The organism is Streptomyces sp. LARHCF249, from assembly GCF_052871255.1.
This window is the reverse complement of sequence record NZ_JBIXJQ010000004.1, coordinates 244,184-262,853: the sequence shown is the minus strand read 5'-3', so window position 1 is coordinate 262,853 and position 18,670 is coordinate 244,184. Positions and strand designations below refer to the sequence as shown.

General features: G+C 71.5%; 21 protein-coding genes. 12 read left to right on the top strand and 9 right to left on the bottom strand.

What is annotated here, in order from left to right; translation table 11 throughout:
* Window positions 1–18: 18 nt before the first annotated feature.
* Complete coding sequence (locus ACIPUC_RS12980) at window positions 19–834, bottom strand: sulfite exporter TauE/SafE family protein (RefSeq protein ID WP_446589207.1); 816 nt, start codon at window positions 832–834, stop codon at window positions 19–21.
* Window positions 835–1,308: 474 nt separating this feature from the next.
* Between ACIPUC_RS12980 and ACIPUC_RS12975 the strand changes: the two genes are divergently transcribed.
* Entirely contained in the window at window positions 1,309–3,267 is a 1,959-nt protein-coding gene (locus tag ACIPUC_RS12975) for an amino acid transporter (protein ID WP_446589713.1), read from the top strand.
* A 198-nt stretch (window positions 3,268–3,465) separates the two neighbouring features.
* Window positions 3,466–4,560 carry a hypothetical protein gene (locus ACIPUC_RS12970; protein WP_446589206.1) on the top strand — a complete coding sequence of 365 codons (1,095 nt, stop codon included), beginning with the start codon at window positions 3,466–3,468 and terminating at the stop codon, window positions 4,558–4,560.
* 32 nt (window positions 4,561–4,592) lie between these two features.
* On the opposite strand, the gene ACIPUC_RS12965 is transcribed toward ACIPUC_RS12970, so the two are convergent.
* From ACIPUC_RS12965 to ACIPUC_RS12955, 3 genes are read right to left on the bottom strand one after another with little or no spacing between them, the layout of a single operon-like run.
* Window positions 4,593–4,781: a DUF6381 family protein gene (locus ACIPUC_RS12965; protein ID WP_446589205.1), complete on the bottom strand. Its 189-nt coding sequence runs from the start codon at window positions 4,779–4,781 to the stop codon at window positions 4,593–4,595.
* Window positions 4,782–4,828: 47 nt separating this feature from the next.
* Window positions 4,829–6,628 (bottom strand): thiamine pyrophosphate-requiring protein, encoded by a 1,800-nt coding sequence (locus ACIPUC_RS12960; protein ID WP_446589204.1) that lies wholly within the window; start codon window positions 6,626–6,628, stop codon window positions 4,829–4,831.
* 58 nt (window positions 6,629–6,686) lie between these two features.
* Window positions 6,687–7,487: an SDR family NAD(P)-dependent oxidoreductase gene (locus ACIPUC_RS12955; protein WP_446589203.1), complete on the bottom strand. Its 801-nt coding sequence runs from the start codon at window positions 7,485–7,487 to the stop codon at window positions 6,687–6,689.
* 273 nt (window positions 7,488–7,760) lie between these two features.
* On the opposite strand from ACIPUC_RS12955, the gene ACIPUC_RS12950 reads away from it, so the two are divergent.
* Window positions 7,761–8,210 (top strand): SRPBCC family protein, encoded by a 450-nt coding sequence (locus tag ACIPUC_RS12950; protein WP_446589202.1) that lies wholly within the window; start codon window positions 7,761–7,763, stop codon window positions 8,208–8,210.
* Window positions 8,211–8,333: 123 nt separating this feature from the next.
* On the opposite strand, the gene ACIPUC_RS12945 is transcribed toward ACIPUC_RS12950, so the two are convergent.
* Entirely contained in the window at window positions 8,334–8,744 is a 411-nt protein-coding gene (locus ACIPUC_RS12945) for a cofilin family protein (RefSeq protein WP_446589200.1), read from the bottom strand.
* 101 nt (window positions 8,745–8,845) lie between these two features.
* Window positions 8,846–9,121 carry an isoamylase early set domain-containing protein gene (locus ACIPUC_RS12940; protein ID WP_446589199.1) on the bottom strand — a complete coding sequence of 92 codons (276 nt, stop codon included), beginning with the start codon at window positions 9,119–9,121 and terminating at the stop codon, window positions 8,846–8,848.
* Between the two features lie 215 nt (window positions 9,122–9,336).
* Between ACIPUC_RS12940 and ACIPUC_RS12935 the strand changes: the two genes are divergently transcribed.
* Window positions 9,337–9,756, top strand: coding sequence for a hypothetical protein (locus ACIPUC_RS12935; protein ID WP_446589197.1), 420 nt, complete (start codon window positions 9,337–9,339; stop codon window positions 9,754–9,756).
* Window positions 9,757–9,872: 116 nt separating this feature from the next.
* On the opposite strand, the gene ACIPUC_RS12930 is transcribed toward ACIPUC_RS12935, so the two are convergent.
* Window positions 9,873–10,205, bottom strand: coding sequence for a plasmid stabilization protein (locus ACIPUC_RS12930; RefSeq protein ID WP_446589196.1), 333 nt, complete (start codon window positions 10,203–10,205; stop codon window positions 9,873–9,875).
* Between the two features lie 240 nt (window positions 10,206–10,445).
* On the opposite strand from ACIPUC_RS12930, the gene ACIPUC_RS12925 reads away from it, so the two are divergent.
* From ACIPUC_RS12925 to ACIPUC_RS12905, 5 genes are all read left to right on the top strand, one after another.
* Window positions 10,446–10,919, top strand: a complete 474-nt coding sequence (locus tag ACIPUC_RS12925) for an STAS domain-containing protein (RefSeq protein WP_446589195.1) — start codon at window positions 10,446–10,448, stop codon at window positions 10,917–10,919.
* Window positions 10,920–11,014: 95 nt separating this feature from the next.
* Window positions 11,015–12,079, top strand: a complete 1,065-nt coding sequence (locus tag ACIPUC_RS12920; protein WP_446589193.1) for an SDR family oxidoreductase — start codon at window positions 11,015–11,017, stop codon at window positions 12,077–12,079.
* 6 nt (window positions 12,080–12,085) lie between these two features.
* Entirely contained in the window at window positions 12,086–12,853 is a 768-nt protein-coding gene (locus ACIPUC_RS12915; RefSeq protein WP_446589192.1) for a GAF and ANTAR domain-containing protein, read from the top strand.
* A gap of 46 nt (window positions 12,854–12,899) precedes the next feature.
* Complete coding sequence (locus tag ACIPUC_RS12910; protein WP_446589191.1) at window positions 12,900–13,634, top strand: GAF and ANTAR domain-containing protein; 735 nt, start codon at window positions 12,900–12,902, stop codon at window positions 13,632–13,634.
* 111 nt (window positions 13,635–13,745) lie between these two features.
* The gene (locus ACIPUC_RS12905) at window positions 13,746–14,483 is read left to right on the top strand and encodes a spermidine synthase (protein ID WP_446589189.1); all 738 of its coding nucleotides are present in this window, start codon (window positions 13,746–13,748) and stop codon (window positions 14,481–14,483) included.
* A 35-nt stretch (window positions 14,484–14,518) separates the two neighbouring features.
* Here the strand turns inward: ACIPUC_RS12905 and ACIPUC_RS12900 are convergent, their stop codons facing one another.
* Both ACIPUC_RS12900 and ACIPUC_RS12895 read right to left on the bottom strand, forming a co-directional pair.
* Window positions 14,519–15,334: an SDR family oxidoreductase gene (locus tag ACIPUC_RS12900; protein ID WP_446589188.1), complete on the bottom strand. Its 816-nt coding sequence runs from the start codon at window positions 15,332–15,334 to the stop codon at window positions 14,519–14,521.
* A 178-nt stretch (window positions 15,335–15,512) separates the two neighbouring features.
* A complete protein-coding gene (locus ACIPUC_RS12895) occupies window positions 15,513–16,481 on the bottom strand; it encodes an LLM class F420-dependent oxidoreductase (RefSeq protein ID WP_446589187.1) in 969 nt (322 codons plus the stop codon).
* A gap of 197 nt (window positions 16,482–16,678) precedes the next feature.
* Here ACIPUC_RS12895 and ACIPUC_RS12890 point away from each other — a divergent pair, with 197 nt between their 5' ends.
* Genes ACIPUC_RS12890 through ACIPUC_RS12880 form a run of 3 tightly spaced genes read left to right on the top strand, consistent with a single transcriptional unit; the run spans window position 16,679 to window position 18,631 of the window.
* Window positions 16,679–17,365 (top strand): HemK2/MTQ2 family protein methyltransferase, encoded by a 687-nt coding sequence (locus ACIPUC_RS12890; RefSeq protein ID WP_446589186.1) that lies wholly within the window; start codon window positions 16,679–16,681, stop codon window positions 17,363–17,365.
* Window positions 17,349–17,612: a CDGSH iron-sulfur domain-containing protein gene (locus ACIPUC_RS12885; RefSeq protein WP_446589185.1), complete on the top strand. Its 264-nt coding sequence runs from the start codon at window positions 17,349–17,351 to the stop codon at window positions 17,610–17,612. Before ACIPUC_RS12890 ends, ACIPUC_RS12885 begins: the two co-directional genes overlap by 17 nt.
* Entirely contained in the window at window positions 17,609–18,631 is a 1,023-nt protein-coding gene (locus ACIPUC_RS12880; RefSeq protein WP_446589184.1) for an iron-containing redox enzyme family protein, read from the top strand. The genes ACIPUC_RS12885 and ACIPUC_RS12880 overlap by 4 nt, the downstream gene beginning before the upstream one ends.
* Window positions 18,632–18,670: the final 39 nt, after the last annotated feature.

Below are 18,670 nucleotides of genomic sequence, written 5' to 3'. Positions count from 1 at the left end.
CCCGCCCCGCTCGCCTGGTCAGTCGTGCCGGGCGAGCTTGACGGCGGAGACGAGCAGGATCACGGTCAGCGCGGGGATGAGCACCAGGTCCGAGAACGCGCCGAGCAGCAGGCCGCCCAGCACCGCGCCCGCAGCCGAGCCCGCGACCATGAGCAGGGTGAAGCGGAGGTTGGCGCCCAGTACCGCGAAGCTGCCGTCGCGGCTGTAGCGGGCGAAGGCCACCAGCATGGTCGGCAACGACACCAGCAGGGACAGGCTTCCCGCCGTTTTGATGTCCAGCCCGAACAGCAGCACGATCGTCGGGATCAGCAGCTCGCCCCCGGCGACGCCCATGATCGCTGCGACCACCCCGATGCCGAAGCCGGCCACCACCCCGATCGGCACCTGCGCGGCGAGCGGGAGTGCGAGGGCTCCCAGGGTGGTGGTGTGGGTGACCACCAGGGCTGCGGCCATGAGGACCATCAGCGCCGCCAGCACCTTGTAGAGGGTGGAGCTGCGCATCCGTACCGCCCAAGACGCCCCGGCCCAGGCGCCCAGCAGGCTTCCGGCCAGCAGGTTGACCGCGACGGGCCAGTGCACGGCCACCTCGGAGGCGGGTACCGCCGCCATGCGGGCGGGCAACGCGACCAGGACCACGACCAGGCTCATCGCCTTGTTCAGGATGACCGCGGAGAGGGCGGCGAACCCGAACAGGCTGATCAGCAGTGGCAGGCGGAACTCCGCACCGCCCAGACCGATCATCCCGCCCAGGGTCCCGACGGCCGCACCCATGGCGAAGACCAGGGGCATCGAGCGCGTGGAGCGCTGCGGAACGAGGTGCTGGTCCATGGCCATGGGCGCATCATCTCCGGTAGCGACCCGTGCCCGCCTTGGTGCGGCCCGTTTTTGGGGCAATACACGGGCACCCGCCATGGCCGTCGTCCAGAGCTCTGAGTCTGCCGGTCTCCGCTGTGTGCAGTGCCGGGCGTTAGGGATGCGTCAAGATTTTTCGGCGTTGGGATGTCGGAGGAAGCGCTGTGGTGCCCTGCGGGCCCGGGGCACGGAAGCGCGGTGGCACTTCCCTGACCGGCGCTTTCCTGTTACGGCATGGCTTGTTGAGCTTGGGGATCGTGGCCGGGGTGGTGCGTTGTGCTCTGGGTACAGGGCAGGACGGGTCATGGGGCCGGCCCTGCCGGTGCGGGTTCCACCCCGGCGGCAGGCTCATACTCGATGCTCGTCATGAGGCCCTGAGCTGGTGGCCGTTGGACGAGTGCACTGGGCAGGCCGGGAAGGTTGATGGGGGACATGAAGGACGCGGATCACACCGGTATGCCGGAGGTGGTGGACAGCCCTGCTCTGCGGGCTCAGCCGTCGGGCGGGCTGGCGCAGTGGATGCTGCGGCACCAGGTGCAGCCGGTGGGGCCGGCGGCGGGCGAGGGGCATGCCAAGCCGCACGCCTGGTGGAAGGTGATGTGCCTGACCGGCGTCGACTACTTCTCCAGCCTGGCCTACGTGCCCGCGATCGCAGCCCTTGCCGCCGGCGCGGTCTCGCCGCTCGCGACGCTGCTGATCGTGGCGCTGACGCTGGCGGGAATGCTGCCGATGTACCGGCGGGTGGCGAAGGAGAGCCCGCACGGCGCCGGCTCGGTGGCGATGCTGGAGGACCTGCTGCCGTTCTGGTGGGGCAAGCTGTTCGTGCTGGTCCTCCTCGGTTTCGTGGCCACGTCGTGGATCATCACGATCACCCTCTCCACCGCGGACGCCTCCGTACACGTGGTGGAGAACCCCTTCTTCCCCGCGGTGCTGCACGGCCACGAGGTCGCCCTCACGGTGGCGCTGCTGCTGGTGCTGGGAGGCGTGTTCCTGCTCGGGTTCAGCGAAGCGGTCAGTGTGGCCATCCCCCTGGTCGCGGTGTTCCTCGCCCTGAACGCGGTCGTCATCGGCGTCGGCCTGGTCCACGTGTCCACCTCCCCGGGGGCCTGGTCGGCTTGGACCGATGCCCTGGCAGCGGGCGGGGGCGGCTTCGGCGACTTGGTGGGCCCGGCCCTGCTGGCCTTCCCGCTGCTGGTGCTCGGCCTGTCGGGCTTCGAGACCGGCGTGAGCATGATGCCGCTCGTCGCCGCCGAGGGAGCCGATGAGGAGCAGCGGCTGCGCTCGCGGATCCGCAACACGCGCAGGCTGCTGACCACCGCCGCGCTCATCATGAGCGTCTACCTGCTGTCCGCGAGTTTCGTCACCACGCTGCTCATCCCGCACGAGTTGTTCGAACCGGGCGGAGCCGCCAACGGCCGCGCGTTGGCATGGCTGGCCCACGAGCACGTCGGAGAGGCGTTCGGCACCGTCTACGACATCAGCACCATCCTGATCCTGTGGTTCGCAGGAGCCTCCGCCATGGCGGGGCTGGTCAACATCGTCCCCCGCTACCTGCCCGACTACGGCATGGCCCCCGAGTGGGGACGCGCCGTCCGCCCGGTCGTGATCGTCTACACCGCCCTGTGCATCCTCATCACGATCGCCTTCGACGCCGACGTCGACGACCAGGCCGGCGCCTACGCCACCGGCATCCTGGCCATGATGGTCTCTGGGGCCTTCGCCGTCACCGTCTCCGTCGCCCGCCACCGCCGCCGCGCGACCACCGTCGGCTTCGCCCTGCTCACGGCCGTCCTGCTCTACGCACTCGTCGCGAACATCATCGACAAGCCCGACGGCATCGTCATCTCCGGCTTCTTCATCGCCGGAATCATCATCGTGTCGCTGATCTCCCGCGTCTCCCGCACCACCGAGCTGCGCGCCGACCGGATCGTCTTCGACGCCGACGCCCGCCGGTTCATCGACGAGACCCTCGCCCACGACAACGCCATCAACCTCATCGCCAACCGCCGTCAGGCCGGCGACGTCGCCGAGTACAGCGACAAGGAACGCGAACAGCGCGGCGTCAACCCGGTGCCCGGCCGCGCCGACATCATCTTCCTCGAGATCGACGTGGTCGACCCCTCGGACTTCAGCGACACCCTCACCGTCCGCGGAGTGGACGTGGACGGCTACCGGATCCTGCGCGCGGCCGCGCCGGCCGCGCCGAACGCCATCGCCGCGATCCTGCTCGCGCTGCGCGACGCCACCGGCGTGCAGCCGCACTGCCATTTCGCCTGGGCCGAGGGCAGCCCGCTGGTGCACATGGTCCGCTACTTCCTCCTGGGACGAGGCGACACCGCTCCGGTCACCCGCGAGATCATCCGCAGCCACGAACCCGACCCCGCCCGCCGCCCCGGCATCCACGTCGGGGGCTGACCACCGCAGCCGGACGCAAACGAATTCGCGGAAACCGAACCGGAGGGCGCGGTCGTCTCGGCCGCCGGCCACTGGCGCCGGGGGCGCTGCATCCGGTCATTCAGTGGCGTGATCTGATCGGTATCCGTTCTTGGTCCGGTTTTTTGTGGGGGATGTTCAGTGGTGGTCGGGTGCCTGTCTGATCGGCGGCGTGTACGGATGGCAGGGGTCGCTGCGATCGCCGGATGTGTGGTGCTGGCGGCGTGTTCCCCGGCGAAGGTCGAGGGGAGGGCCGAGCCGGCTCCTCTCGCCCCGCCGGTCCCGACGGTGATCAGTTGGGACGAGGCCGACGAGGTCCGCAAGCAGGGGTTCCGGCAGTCCGCGTCCGCACGGGACGAGAACGCCTTGGCGAGCGTGCAGACCGGGTCCCTGCTCCAGGAGAGCCTGGCGCAGCTCAAGCTGGGACGGTGGCCGGATGACCTCGTGCGCAACGCGGAACGGGGGATGTACCGGCTCGAGTACCTGATCCCCACCGAACGGGACCAGCCCGGATATCCCCGTTCGTTCGCCGTGCTCTTCCGCATGACGGACAAGGCGGAGAAGGACCGGGCGGCCGGGCTCTACTACTTCGTCCAGGCGGAGCCCGGCGCCCCCTGGAAGGCCGCTGCCAGGACCTGGGCGACCGACCGGCCCGCTCCGCAGCTTCCGCCCGAGGAGTTCGAGGATCGCGGGTACGGCACCTACGGCTTCGATGTGCGCGACGAGCCGATCGCCGCGCCGGCCCGGGAGCCCGCCGGCGCCGTCACGCTTTCCCCTACCGCTGCGGCCGACCGGCGCGCGTGCGGCCGGTACGCGGAGTACCTGACCTTCACGGCGCCGAACGGGGAGCCTGAGAGCGAGCACTTCGTGCCGGGCAAGCTGACGGACGAGGTCGTGGACTCCTACAACGACGAGGACGGGAGGAAGGAGTGGAAGGGCGATCTCCGGCAGCGGTACGCCTTCGAGGTCACCGGGCCCGAGCTGCCGGTGCTGCGGCTGGCGGACGGGAAGGCCCTCGTCACGTGCTCGTTCGTCCGGACCGACCACCGCGAGGGGAAGTCGGGCCCGGGCACGTCGTTCAAGTACGGCAGTGAGGACGCTGCGAGCCGCCAGACGGACCGGTTGCTGGGCGGCGGCCACAAGTGGTGGCGCAGTACCACGGTGCGGCGCAGCGTGACCGCCACGTTCGAGGTACCGGTGCAGGGCCCCGCCGACGTGGTGGGGTGCAACTGTGTGAACCCGCCCGTGCTTTCCGCCGAAGGAACTCCCAAGTAGACCCGACAGGGGACTTGGCGGTGTGGGCCCCTCTACATGGGGTCCATGGTTCCGCTGCCCGGGCCGTTCTCCTGCTCGCTCTTCTCGCGTATGTGCCGTGCCTTGTCCGTGAGCCGTTGCCGCTCTGCGGGATCCGTTGCCCGCTGGGCCGCCTGTTCCAGCTCTTGGGCCTTGTCGCGCATCTGCCGGGCTCGCAGGCTCGGCTGGCTTTCGTCGCTCATGGCATTCCTTCCGCGATGTGGCCGTGGGGACCGTTTCCGTCCGGGGGTCAGTCCCTTCCTCCCCTTCCTCCGTTGCCGGGCAGGAACTCCTGGACCTTCGCCCTGAACCCCTGGCGTACCACCGCCGCGCGGTCGCTGTCCCCGCGCAGCACCGATTCGGCGGCGGACTTGACCTGGTCCCACGTGGCGTGCGGCGGGATCGGCGGGACGGCGGGGTCCGTCCGGAAGTCGATGACGTAGGGCCGGTCCGCCTCCAGCGCCCGGCGCCAGGCCGCCGTCACCCGGTCCGGAGTCTCCACGCGCTCTCCGCCGAGGCCGAACAGGGCAGCGACATCGGCGTAGGGCACGTCCGGGATGCTCTGGGAGGCTTCGAACTGCGGGGCCCCCTGCAGGGCGCGCATCTCCCAGGTGACCTGGTTGAGGTCCTGGTTGTTCAGGACCGCGACGACCAGCCGGGGGTCGGACCACTCCCCGTAGTACTTCGCCGCGGTGATCAGTTCCGCCAGGCCGTTCATCTGCATCGCGCCGTCGCCGACGAGTGCGATGGCCGGACGGTCGGGGTGGGCGAACTTCGCGCCGATCGCGTACGGCACACCGGGGCCCATCGTCGCGAGGGTGCCCGACAGGGAGCCGCGCATGCCGTCGCGCATCCGCAGGTGACGCGCGTACCAGTTGGCCGCCGAGCCGGAGTCCGCGGTGACGATGGCGTCCGGCGGCAGCAGCTCGTCCAGCGCGTGGACCACGTACTCGGGATTGACCGGGTCGGCAGGTACTTCGGCGCGCCGCTGCATCACCTCCCACCAGCGCTCCGTGCCCTGCTGGATCGTGTCGCGCCACGCGCCGTCGGTCTGGCGCTTCAGCAGCGGGACGAGGCGGCGCAGTGTCTCGGCCGCGTCGCCGACGAGGTTGAGTTCGAACGGGTAGCGCAGGCCCACCAGGGCGGGCTCGATGTCGATCTGCACGGCGCGGGCTTGGCCGAACTCCGGCAGGAACTGCGTGTAGGGGAAGCTGGAGCCGACCACGAGCAGGGTGTCGCAGTCGCGCATCATCTCGTACGACGGCCGGGTGCCGAGCAGCCCGATCGCGCCGGTGACGTACGGCAGGGTGTCGGGCAGCGCGTCCTTGCCGAGCAGGGCCTTCGCGACGCCGGCGCCGAGGAGCTCGGCGACCTGCTCGACCTCTGCGCGGGCGTGCCGGGCGCCCTGCCCGATCAGGATCGCAGGCCTCTCGCCGGCGTTGAGGATCTCCGCCGCCCGAGCCAGGTCGTCGTCGGACGGCACGGGAGCGTAGTGGCCGATGCCCAGGCTGGAGGGGACCTGCTTGAAGGCGTGCTCGGGCGCCTCGTAGTCGAGCTCCTGCACGTCGGCCGGAATGATCAGCGCGGTGGGTGCCCGCCGGGCGGCGGCGATGCGCAGCGCCCGGTCCAGGACGGCCGGCAACTGCTGGGGAACGGTCACCATCTCGCAGAAGTCGGAGGCGACGTCCTTGTAGAGGGACTGCAGGTCCACCTCCTGCTGGTACGCCCCGCCCATGGCGCTGCGGTCGGTCTGCCCGACGACCGCCACTACCGGGACGTGGTCGAGCTTCGCGTCGTACAGGCCGTTCAGCAAGTGGATCGCCCCGGGGCCGGAGGTGGCCGCGCAGACCCCGGTGCGGCCGGAGAACTTGGCGTACCCGACGGCCTGGAAGGCGGACATCTCCTCGTGCCGCGCCTGGATGAACCGCGGTCGGTCCCCGGCCCGCCCCCAGGCCGCCAGCAGGCCGTTGATCCCGTCCCCCGGGTAGGCGAAGACGTGTTCGACGCCCCAGTCCCGCAGGCGCTGCAACAGGTAGTCGGCAACGTTCATCGTGCTGGTCCCTCCTGGTCCGGTTGGGCCCTGCTCCGGCGCCTGCCCGTCAGGGCGGTCACAGGTGGCTTCGACTGCCGTGCGGCTGTGCCCACCGGCGGTGCAGGGCCGCGCGGGCGCCGGTGGGGAAGTGGCGGGTCACCGAATGCCGTGCCCGGGTGCGCAGGGATCCCGCGACCTTGCGTGTCCTACGGTGCATGAGTGCCCGGTAGCCCTGGCGCGCCACCAGCGCGGGATCGTCCTTCTTCGCCCGCCCGAGACGCGTGTCGAGCAGACCCGCGCGCACGAAGAAGCGGGTGTCGGTGGCACCGGGCAGCAGCGCGGTGACGGACACGCCGGAATCCCTCACCTCGCGGTGCAGGGCCTCCGCGAAGGACTCCAGGAAGGCCTTGGAGGCGTTGTACACCGCGTGGTACGGCCCGGGGATCTCGGCGGCCACCGACGCGACGACGAGTATCCGCCCCTCCCCCCGCCGGGCCATGTCGCGCAGCAGGCGGTGGGTCAGGTGCACGGTCGAGGAGACATTGAGGTCGATGACACGGGCCAGATCCGGGAGTTCCGTTTCCAGGAAGGCGCCACCACGCCCGATCCCCGCGTTCAGGACCGCGGCGCTCACCGGCCGCCCGAGGGCGCGGAGCTCCGCCAGAAACGTCTCCACGCCGTCGGAGGCGGCCAGGTCGACCCTGGTCGAGTGGACCTGGGTGCCGTGCAGCCGCAGCCTGGCCACCGCGTCGTCAAGGAGCTCGTCCTCGGCGGTGACGGCCAGGTCGTATCCGTTACGGGCGAACTCCGCGGCCAGCTCGAAGCCGATGCCGCTGGAGGCGCCGGTGATCACGGCAAGGGGATGCGGGGTGTTCATGGGATTCTGCGCCTCTCGTACGGTGACCCCTCCACAAGGCGCCTGCCCGGCAGCGGGAGGTTCAAGCCTGGGGGCGTCGGCCTTGGCGAGGGCTGTGCGGGCGAGGGCTGTGCGGGCGAGCGCTGTCAGCCGGACGGTGCAGAAGGACGGCCCCTTCGGGGAATGCCGGCCGGACGGCCGGGGCAGGCGAGGGCGCGGCGGGCACAGATGACGTGCTCTGCCCGGGCGGACGCACCCGCACCGGCCCCGCGCACGCACCATTTGGAGGTCAGCATGTCGCAGGTCAAGGAATCCATCGAGGTCGACGTCCCCATCCGGACCGCGTACGACCAGTGGACGCAGTTCGAATCGTTCCCGCAGTTCATGGACGGTGTCGAGCGGATCGAGCAACGCACGGACACCCTCACCCACTGGGTGACGAAGATCGGCGGTGTGCAGCGGGAGTTCGACGCGGAGATCACCGAGCAGATCCCGGACCACAAGGTCGCCTGGGTGACCGTCGGGGGCGAGAGCGAACAGTCGGGCCTGGTCACCTTCCAGCCCATCGATCCCTCCCACACCCAGGTCACGCTCATGATGGACTTCGATCCGGAGGGCATGGCGGAGAACATCGGCGACAAGCTCGGCTTCGTCGACCGGCAGGTCAAGGGCGATCTGAAGCGCTTCAAGCACTTCATCGAGGACCGCGGCTCGGCCACCGGAGGATGGCGCGGACAGGTCTGACTCGACTCCCCGGCACTCGCCGCGGCGGACCGCCGGGTGAGGCAGTGGGGCGGCCGCCGCACGAAACACTGTGCGGCGGCCGCCGGTGTGCCGGGGACGGGGGCCGCGGCAGGCGCGGAGCTCTCAGCCCGCGAGGGCGACGAGCCTTCGGTACTCGAGCTGGTCTGTCCGTCTGGCCGTGAGGTGGACGTGCACGTCCGGGAGGTGTTCCTTCAGGACGGTGTAGCCGGCCGTGTAGGCCTCTTCCTGCGCGCCGGCGTCCGGCGGCATCCAGAAGATCAGCAGCTGCGCGTTCCTTCGCATGCCCTCCGGGCTGGCGAAGGACAGCTCATGGACGACCAGCCGCGGCTCGTCCGGCGGCAAGGTCTGCACCAGCTCGTCATGGGTCAGGTTTCCCTCGACCTCCGGGACCAGGACACCTGCGACGTCCGCGTAGCAAAGCGTCACGGTGTTGACCTCCCGCTTCTCCCTCAGGTGGTGCAGGGCATCAAGGGAGGCTTGGGAAAGGCTGATCGGGCTGCTCAGCGGGCTCACCTCGGTGCGGGTCAGGGCCTGGAATCGGGGCGCGGGCTTGCTACGACGAGAGCGGGCGACGGGGCAGGCCGCTGCGCCGGAGCTGGTACCGCAGGCGGTGGTCAGGTGTGGATGCGGCCGTTGGTGCCGTCGTGGCTGTCGGCGTGCTCGTCGTCGAACCAGTGATCACCGGCTGCGAGGTAGCGGAACGAGTAGGCGCTGTGGGCGGGCAGGGCGACCGTCGCGGCCCGGGTGCCGTCGCCGCGGGGCGCCAGTGGGTGGGCGGCCGGGTTCCAGTGGTTGAAGTCTCCGACGACGCTGACGGGACCATGTGGAGCGTCCTCGGGAAGGATGAAAGTGACCTGGGTACGGCTCTTGAGCTGCTTGCGTTCGAGCACTGAAAGACTCCAGCCGCGAAGAACGGGGAACCGGCCCGTGCATCCTCGCGCGGGCATGCACGCGGTGCGGCGGTACCTGGCCGTGGGCAGGTGCAGGGTCACCCGGCTGGCCGCGAGAAGGAAGGGCGGCGAGCGGCGCTTGGCGGCCCGTGACCCGGGTAGGCGCCAGCCGTGTCCGGCGGCTACGTCCGGGCGCGGATCCAAGGAGAAGTTTCATGATCCTCATCCTCGGACTCATCATCCTGATCGCCGCGATGGTCGTCGGCCTGGCCGGAATATTCGGCAATACCGGTGCGGGGCACGAACTCGGCGCCGGCAGTGATTTCTCGATTTTCGGCTACCACGCCACGGGTTCGACCGGCTCCCTCTTTCTCAGCGGATTCATCGTCGGAGCCGTAGCTCTCCTGGGCCTCACCCTGGTCATGATCGGCGCCCGCCGCTCGGCCCACCGTGCGCAGGCCCGACGGGAACTCGGCACGTCACGCCGTGGGGCCGCGGCCGTCGACCGCGAGCGCGAGCGCGACGATCTGATCAACCAAGGCGACGACGCCCGCGCCGCCGAGCCCCGCGCTCCAGCGGCCGACGCCCCCCGCCGTCGAGGCCACTGGTTCGGCCATCGAGCCGCGCCCCGCTGACGGCAGCGGTCCCTCACGGGCACCGGCCTGCGCAGCGTCGATGGCGGCTGCCGTGAGCCGCGCGGTACGGGCGGAGGCCTTCCGCATGCCACGGCCCCGGCCCGGCGTGTTGGGGATCAGTTGCCGAGGGCGTTCTTCAGCTGCTGCTTCGTCATCGTCGAGCGGCCCTCGATACCGCGCTTCTTCGCCTCCTGATACAGCTCGTCCTTGGTCCTCTCGGACGAACCGCCGCCTCCGGCACCCGACTTCTGTCCGCCCCGCTGCGAGGCGGACTTCCCCTGCGTGGAGCTCTGACCGGCCGTTTTGCTCTCGCCTGAACGCGCACGTTCCTTGTTCACGGTTCGGGAGGCCATCTCCTTCGCCCGGCCCTCGGACATACCGCGCTTCTCACCCGACTCCTTGATGTGCTCGTACTGACGCTCACGCTTGGCGCTGGATCCCCTGGGCATGACGCATCCCTTCCTCGGCAGTGTCGTGTCATCGTCATGCTGGGCGCGCACGGACGATCCCGCACCTCCTCCGGGCCAGACGGGTGACCCGGCCGCGGAAGGCCACGGACCGGCTCCGCCCGAGACGCGCCGACCGCTAGAAGATGCGCGTGCGCTGCCGGCCTCCGTATCCGCAGGGATGCCGGGCCGAGAACCGGGTAGGCGCAGGTGAGATCTTCCTTCCTGGCGAGGTGAGGCGCCATGGAGTGCCACTTCTGCATCACCGAGAGGCGCTACGGCCCGACCGTGTACCTGGCGCCGGCCGGCGAACTCGACTGCGACGCCGGACCCGTCTGGGACGGGGTCGAGGGCCGGATCGAGGACACCGTGGACGTGGTGGTGTGCGACATGGGCCTCGTCGGGTTCATGGACCTCACCGGCCTCACCCGGCTGATCGCCTTCGCCGAAGCCCTTCACGCCCGGGGGACAGTCGTGTTCGTCGTCAACCTGCGGACACAGCCGGCCTTCGTCATGGACGTCTTCGACGAGGTCGAGGCGCGACGGAAGGGTCTCGCCGGTGCCCTGGAGGGCGTCCCGACCGCCGCGCTGCGCCGGACGCTGACGGACCGCGCGGCGGCCATCCGTGCGCGCGCCGGCACCGTCGACGGGCGGCTGCCGGTTCGGCCGGCCCAGTTCCGCCCGCAGCGGGACGTTTCCGCCTCCCCGCGGCGGTAAGGCGCGGAACGAGGCGGCCGGCACGTCTGCTGCGGTCCGTGACGCAGGCGCCCGGCCGGCCGCTCCTGCCGCACCGCCGACCGTAGGAGGTCTTGGTGAAACGGACCGTCGTCATCACGGGAGCCAGCGCCGGCATCGGGCGGGCCACCGCACGCGCCTTCGCCGAACGGGGCGACGACATCGTCCTCATCGCCCGCGGCCGCGTCGGGCTGGACGCCGCGGCCCGGGAGGTGGAGGAGGCCGGCGGCCGGGCCCTCGTCGTTCCCGCGGACACCGCGGACGCCCGGCAGATGGAGGCCGCCGCGGACGCGGCGACCGACGCGTTCGGCGCGATCGACGTGTGGGTCAACGTCGCCTTCACTTCGGTGTTCGCACGCTTCACCGACATCACCGCCGAGGAGTACGAACGTGTCACACAGGTCACCTACCTGGGCTTCGTCAACGGAACCCGCGCGGCTCTGCGCCGGATGGTGCCCCGTGACCGAGGCACCGTCGTCCAGGTCGGCTCCGCCCTGGGCTCACGGTCCATCCCGCTCCAGTCCGCGTACTGCGGAGCGAAACACGCAGTCAACGGCTTCACCTCGTCCGTCCGTACCGAACTGATGCACCAGGGCAGCCGCGTGCGCGTCACCGTGGTGCAGATGCCGGCCGTCAACACCCCGCAGTTCGCGTGGGTCCTGTCCCGGCTACCGCGTCGGGCCCAGCCCGTTCCGCCGATCTACCAGCCGGAAGTGGCCGCCCGCGCGGTCCTCCACGCGGCCGACCACGCGCGGCGCAAGCAGTACTACGTCGGCGCCGGCACCCTGGCCACCATCTGGGTCAACCGGCTCGCCCCCGCCCTGCTCGACCGCTACCTCGCGCGCACCGGCTACGACTCCCAACAGACCCGGGAACCGGAGGACCCCCACCGCGATCACAACCTCTGGCATCCCCTCGACGGCCCGGGCGGCCGCGACCACGGCGCCCACGGCTCGTTCGACAGGCGCTCCCACTCCCGCTCCCCGCAACTCTGGTTCTCCCAGCATGCTGCGGCCCGGGCCGCAGCCCTGGCGGCGATGGGGAGCGTCGCGGCTGCGGCCGTGTGCGCGGCCCGGCGCCATGGCGGTGCACGCGGTGGCCCCGGTGGAGGAAAATGGAGGTCGGGCGGCCACTGGAGGTGAAGCGCCGTGGATTCTGTCCACCCCGAAGACGTACCTGCCGGCGGCAATGCTCCGCTGCCGCAGGACGAGGGGCCGGGCCGGCTGCACAGCCTGCTCGACGGGGCCGTTCACGGCGTTGCCGGCCACGACGTGCCCGCCGCGTTGTGCCGGGCTTGCCTGGATCTGATGGACGTCACCGGCGCCTCGGTGTCGCTCACCGGTGAGGATCCGGACGCACGCGCCCTGTGGTGGTCGAGCGACGATGTCGCGGGCCGCCTCGCCGAAGCCCAGTACACCCTCGGTGACGGGCCGTGCCTGACCGCGGTCACCCTCGTCGCCCCGGTGCTGGCGGCGGACCTCACGGGCGGCGCGGACGCCGCCCGCTGGCCCGTCTTCGCCCAGCAGGCCGTCGAACTCGGGGTCCGCGCGGTGTTCTCGCTGCCGCTGGGCAGCAGCGCCCTCGCGATCGGCACCCTCGACCTGTACCGGGACAGCGCCGGCCCCCTTTCCGAGCGCGACCGCTCCTTCGCGTTCCCCGCTGCCGACGCGATCACGACCGCTCTGCTCGCCCTCCAGGCACAGGACACCGGGCAAGGACCGGCGGACTCGTGGCTGGACGAGGCGGAGACGGACCACGAGGAGGTCCACCAGGCCACTGGAATGATCATGGTCCACCTGGGGGTCGACCCCCATCACGCACTGGCCCGCCTGAGGGCCCACGCCTTCGCCCGCGGACAGACCGTGACCGAGGCGGCTTTCGACGTCATCGCCGGGAGAATCAGGTTCCATGACTAGGCCCGCCCCCACCCGCGGGCCGGCGTACGGAAGCGGTGAAACCGGCATGAGCACCCGAGAGCAGCAGCTCACCGAAGCATTCGTCGCGCTCAGCGACACTCTCGCCGACGATGTGGACGCCCTCGTCCTCCTGGGCCGGCTCGCCCGGCACAGCGTCGCACTCACCGACGTGGACGCAGCAGGCGTCATGCTCATGAACGCCCGCGGGCACCTGCGACCCGCAGCAGCCACCGAGCACACCGTCGAACTCACCGAGATGTGGCAGGCCCAGATCCGGCAAGGACCCTGCATCGACGCCTTCACCACCGGCACCGCCGTCCACGCCGCCGACTTCGAAACCCACCAGGACCGGTGGCCCAAGTTCGTCCCCCTCGCCCGCGCCGCCGGCTACCAGGGCGCCCATGCCCTGCCCCTCCTCGCCCGAGGCCAGGCCGTCGGCGCCCTCAACCTCCTGTGCCACCACCCCGCTTCCCTCACCGGAGCCGAGACACACCTGCTGCGCGCCCTCGCCAACGTCGCCACCACGGCCCTGCTGACCTGGGACCACACCGCCCTGCGCACCGAGGACATCACCACGCGTACCCAGGCCGCCCTGTCCGGCAAGGCGGTCTTCGACACCGCCACCGGCGTTCTCGCCGCCACCGCCCACATCAGCCCCATCCAGGCCGCGCAACACCTGCGCGCGTACGCCGACCGCCACCACCAGCGCCCCACCGACATCGCAGCAGCTCTCGTCGACCGCCGCATCACACCCCGGGTGGTGCTCGGCGATCCCTCCTGATCCGCTGGGCAGGGCAGTCGGGCAGTGGGCGGGCGGCGGCGGTGGAGCCGCCCACCGTCGGGGCCGTGCCATCGTGGGCCCGGCACGAAGGGTCAACGGAAGGGCGGATGCATGAGCGCGCGTTTCGAGGAGATCGACTGGCGTCCGACGCCGCTCGGCGACATCAGTCTGCGGCGGCGCCGGGACCCGGCGTCGGGTGACGACGTGTACGAGGTGAAGCTCGGAGACGAGTTCTTGATGTCCAGCCTCTTCGTCGAGGGCGAGATCGCGCTCACCCGGCTCGGCCTGGCGAAGCCGGCAGGGGCGGAACTGGACGTCGCGGTGGGCGGCCTCGGTCTCGGCTACACCGCCCGGGCGGCTCTGGACGACCCGCGCGTGCGCTCGCTGATCGTGGTCGACGCACTCGGCGAGGTGATCGACTGGCACCGGCGCGGGTGGGTGCCGCTGGGTTCCCTGTTGTCGGCCGATCCCCGTTGCCGATTCGTCCACGGCGACTTCTTCGCCATGGTCGGCGATCCCTGCGGGCTGGATCCGCAGGCGCCGGGCCGTCGGTTCCACGCCATCCTGCTGGACGTCGACCATTCGCCGCGCCATGTGCTGCATCCGCGAAACGCCGCCCTGTACCGGCCTGCGGGGCTGCGCGCGCTCGCCGACCGGCTGCACCCCGACGGGGTGTTCGCCCTGTGGTCGAACGATCCTCCGGACGGGGAGTTCACCGCGGTGCTCGCGGAGGTCTTCGCGGAAACGGAGGCGCACGTCGTCGAATTCGACAACCCGCTGCAGGGCGGGACGTCCGCCAACACCGTCTACGTGGCGGTGAAGGGCGCGGACAGCGGACCCGGCCGGTGAACCCCACCCGCCCCGGTCCCGAACCGGCCGTCAACTCAAGGCCGCCGCCAGAGGTGCTCCTTCAGGTGGGAGCCGGCCATCGGGCCCATGCGGAGCATGCCGCCGTCGACCGCCCAGGAGGCGCCGGTGACGTACGAGGCCCCCTCCCCGGCGAGGAACGCGATGACGGCGGCCACCTCGCGGGCGTCCCCGGGCCGGCCCAGCGGGATACCCGGCCGCGACGTACGGCGGACGTCCTGGTCCTCCTGGCCGGTCATCGGGGTGGCGATCTCCCCCGGAGCAACGGCGTTGACCGTGATGCCGTACTCGGCCAGCTCCAGGGCCATCACTTGCGTGAGCAGGCCGAGTCCTCCCTTCGCCGCGCAGTACGGGGCGGCCCCCACTCGGGGCTGGTGTTCGTGCACGGAGGTGACGTTGACGATCCGGCCTCCGTCGCCCTGGGCGATCATCCGGCGCGCGGCGCGCTGGGAGCAGAGGAACGGCCCGACCAGGTCGACGTCGAGCACCTGGCGGACGGTGTCGAGGTCGAGCTCCAGGAACGGCGTGGCCGTCCCGGTGCCCGCGTTGTTGACCAGCACATCGATCCTGCCCAACTCGTCTGCGAGGTGGTCGATCACACCCGCCGCGTCCGGCAGGACGGTGAGGTCGAGCCGGGCGACATGCGCTCTCCGCCCGTGGCCCCGGACCTCGGCCGCCGTTTCCCGGGCTCCCTCCTCGTCGGTGTGCCAGGTGATGCCGACGTCCATCCCGGCCGCGGCCAGCCGCACGGCAGTGGCCCGGCCGATACCGGAGTCCGCGCCGGTGACCACTGCGGCCGTCGGCCGTCGGCCCCCGGCATCAAAAACCGTCATGGCAGCCGCCCTTCTCGCGTGGTCGCGGGGCACGTGCTCAAACCGACGCGGCGCGCCCCGTCGTCGTGCAAGGGGCGCCTGCCCTTTCGCCGGCGCCCTATGCCCCGCGCCGCGCCGCCCGCCCGCGCCGCCCCGGCGGCCGGTCGCCCCGAGTCCGCTCGGCTACCGGGACGGGACGTCACAGGCTCCGGAGGGCGGGCAGAAGTTTGGCCTCGGCCCATTCCAGGAAGGGTTCCTGCCGGTCGCCGCCGATCTGGACGAGGGCGACCTCGGTGAATCCCGCTTCCGCGTAGGGGCGTACGGCCTCGACGAACGCGTCCACGTCGTCGCCGCACGCGATGGCCTCGGCGACGTCTTCGGGCCGGATGTGCTGCGAGGCCTGCTCGAAGCCGGCGGGCCCGGGGAGTTCCGCGTTGACCTTCCAGCCTCCCAGCGCCCAGCGGAACTGGTCGTGCGCCCGGGCCACCGCCGCTTCGCGGTCGGTGTCATAGCTGACGGGGACCTGCCCGACGCGCGGTTTGCCCGCCCCGCCGTGGGCATCGAACCCCTCCAGCAGCTCCCGGTCCGGTTCCACGGCGATCACGAGGTCGCCGTGCCGCCCGGCAAGCTCGCACGAGCGGGGTCCGGAGACGGCGATCCCGATCGGGGGCGGCTCGTCGGGGACGTCCCAGAGCTTGGCGTTCTCGACGTCGTAGTGGGCGCCGTGGTGGCTCACGTACTCGCCGGTGAACAACCGCCGGACGATGTCGACGGCTTCCGCGAGCATCTCCAGGCGCACGTGGGCGGCGGGCCAGCCGGCGCCGACGATGTGTTCGTTGAGGTTCTCCCCGGAGCCCAGGCCCAGCCGGAACCTGCCCTGGGACAGGAGCTGCATCGTCGCCGCCTTCTGCGCGACGACCGCGGGGTGGTAGCGGAACGTCGGGCAGGTCACGTACGTCATGAGCGGCATCCGCGAGGTGGCCTGCGCGGCCGCCCCCAGAACGCTCCACGCGTACGGTGCGTGCCCTTGCGATCGCAGCCAGGGGAAGGAGTGGTCCGAGATGACCGAGAAGTCGAATCCCGCCCTCTCCGCTGCCGCGACGTGGCCCACCAGCTCACGTGGTCCGGCCTGCTCGGTCATCATGGTGTACCCGATTCGCACCGCCATGGCTACGCACCTTCCTCTCTCCCGCTCTCGTGACGGGGCGCATGCCGGCTACGCGGCGCCTGCCCTGCACACCACGCTTCAATCCCGGTGCAGACACCGACCGGAACCCGGAAGCCACGATGTGCACCGCTGCCGACACCGGGTAGGCGCACCGCACGACCCGCTGTGGAGCGGACGGACCCGACCGAGGAGGCGCCATGCCGTGCACCGCTCTGATCTGCCGCACCGGCGCACCCGAACTGATCGCACCGCCGGGTGTCTACCGGCCGCAGGCCGACACGCTGCTGCTCGCCGAAGCCCTCGCCCGGGAACCGCTCGGGCCGGATTCGGAGGTCATGGAGATCGGGACGGGTACCGGGGCACTCGCCCTGCAAGCGGCGGCCAGAGGCGCCCGGGTCACGGCCGTCGACGTGTCATGGGCCGCTGTGCTGGCGGCCCGCCTGAACGGGTTGCGGCAGCGCCTGTCACTGCGTGTCCTGCACGGCGACTTCGCCGCGCGCAGCCTGGGGCGAAGATTCGACCTGGTCATGGCCAACCCGCCGTACGTCCCCTCACCCGAAGCCCGGCTGCCCACGCGCGGACCGCAGCGGGCATGGGAGGGCGGAACCGACGGACGGCGCATCATCGACCGGATCTGCGCGAGCGCCCCGGCCCTGCTGCGTCCCGGCGGGGTTCTGCTCCTGGTGCATTCCGGGATGTGCGGAGCGGAGACCACCGTGCGGCTCCTGGCACTGCGGGGACTGTCCGCGCGGATCACGACGCGGACGTCGGTGCCGTGGGGGCCCGTGCTGCGCTCGCGAGGCGCCTGGCTGCGAGCACGCGGCCTGGCGGACGAAGGCGACGAACTCGAGGAACTGGTGATCATCCGTGCACAGTGCCCCTGACCAGAATCCGGACGTCCGCGCACCCGCGTGCAGGGCCGCCCACCGCGTGTCCGTGGACCCCAGCGGGCCGGTGCTGGTGGAAGGCCCGGTCGAAATCCTCCGGGACGACGGGACCCTCGCCCGCTCGGACCGGTTCGTGGTCGCCGTGTGCACCTGCCGCCGCAGCCGTACCTACCCGTGGTGCGACACCAGCCACCGCCCCCGCGCACGGGGAACGCGCCCGCCGGACGAGAGGGCAGGCCGGTGACCCGCCGGCCCGCCCCCGGCACGGACCCGGCGTCCGGACCCTCCTTGGTGGACGGTCGCGGCGCGCTCTCCCGCGCGGTGGTGGAGGCCCTGCGCACCGGCCGGCCTCCGGTCTGCGCCACCGCCGGCGTCCTGCGGGCCGACCCGTGGGGCGAGGACCTGCAGCTCGCCCTCTACCTCCTGTACGAACTGCACTACCGCGGCTTCGACGGCGTCGCGGACGACCTCGAATGGGACGCGGACCTGCTCCGCCTGCGCCATGCCCTGGAGAGCCGGTTCCTCCACGCCCTGCGGACGGACCTGGCCGATGCCCCGCGCTCCGTGGAGGAGGCCTTCGCCCCGCTGCTCGTCGAACCCGTGGACCTCAGCGGCAGCCTCAGTCACCGCCTGGAGACCGAGGGCGAGCTGTGGCAGCTGCGCGAGTACGCCGCCCTGCGGTCCCTCTACCACCTCAAGGAAGCCGACCCGCACGCCTGGGTCATCCCCCGGCTGACCGGCCGCGCCAAGGCCGCGATGGTCGCCATCGAGTACGACGAGTTCGGCGCGGGCCGCCCCGAACGGATCCACGCCCGGCTCTTCGCCGACCTGATGGCCGGCCTCGGGCTGGATCCCGCGTACGGCCGCTACCTCGACCAGGCCCCGGCGGCCCTGCTCGCCACCGTCAACCTGATGTCGTTCCTCGGCCTGCACCGGGCCCTGCGCGGGGCGCTCGTCGGCCACTTCGCCTGCGTCGAGGTCACCTCCTCCCCCGGCTCCCGCCGCCTGGCCAAGGCCATGCGCAGGTGCGGGGCCGGCCCGGCGGCCGAACATTTCTACGCCGAGCACGTGGAAGCCGACGCCGTCCACGAACAGGTCGTCCGCCACGAGGTCATCGGCGGCCTCCTGGCCGACGCGCCCGAGCTGGAGCCCGACATCGCCTTCGGCTGCGCGGCGACCCTCCTGCTGGAGGACCGCCTGGCCACCCACATCCGCACGGCCTGGGACGCGGGCCGATCGGCGCTGCGCACCCCACCGGGGTGACGTGGTCCCTGCCGGCTGTCGGGGCAGGGGCTCCGGTGC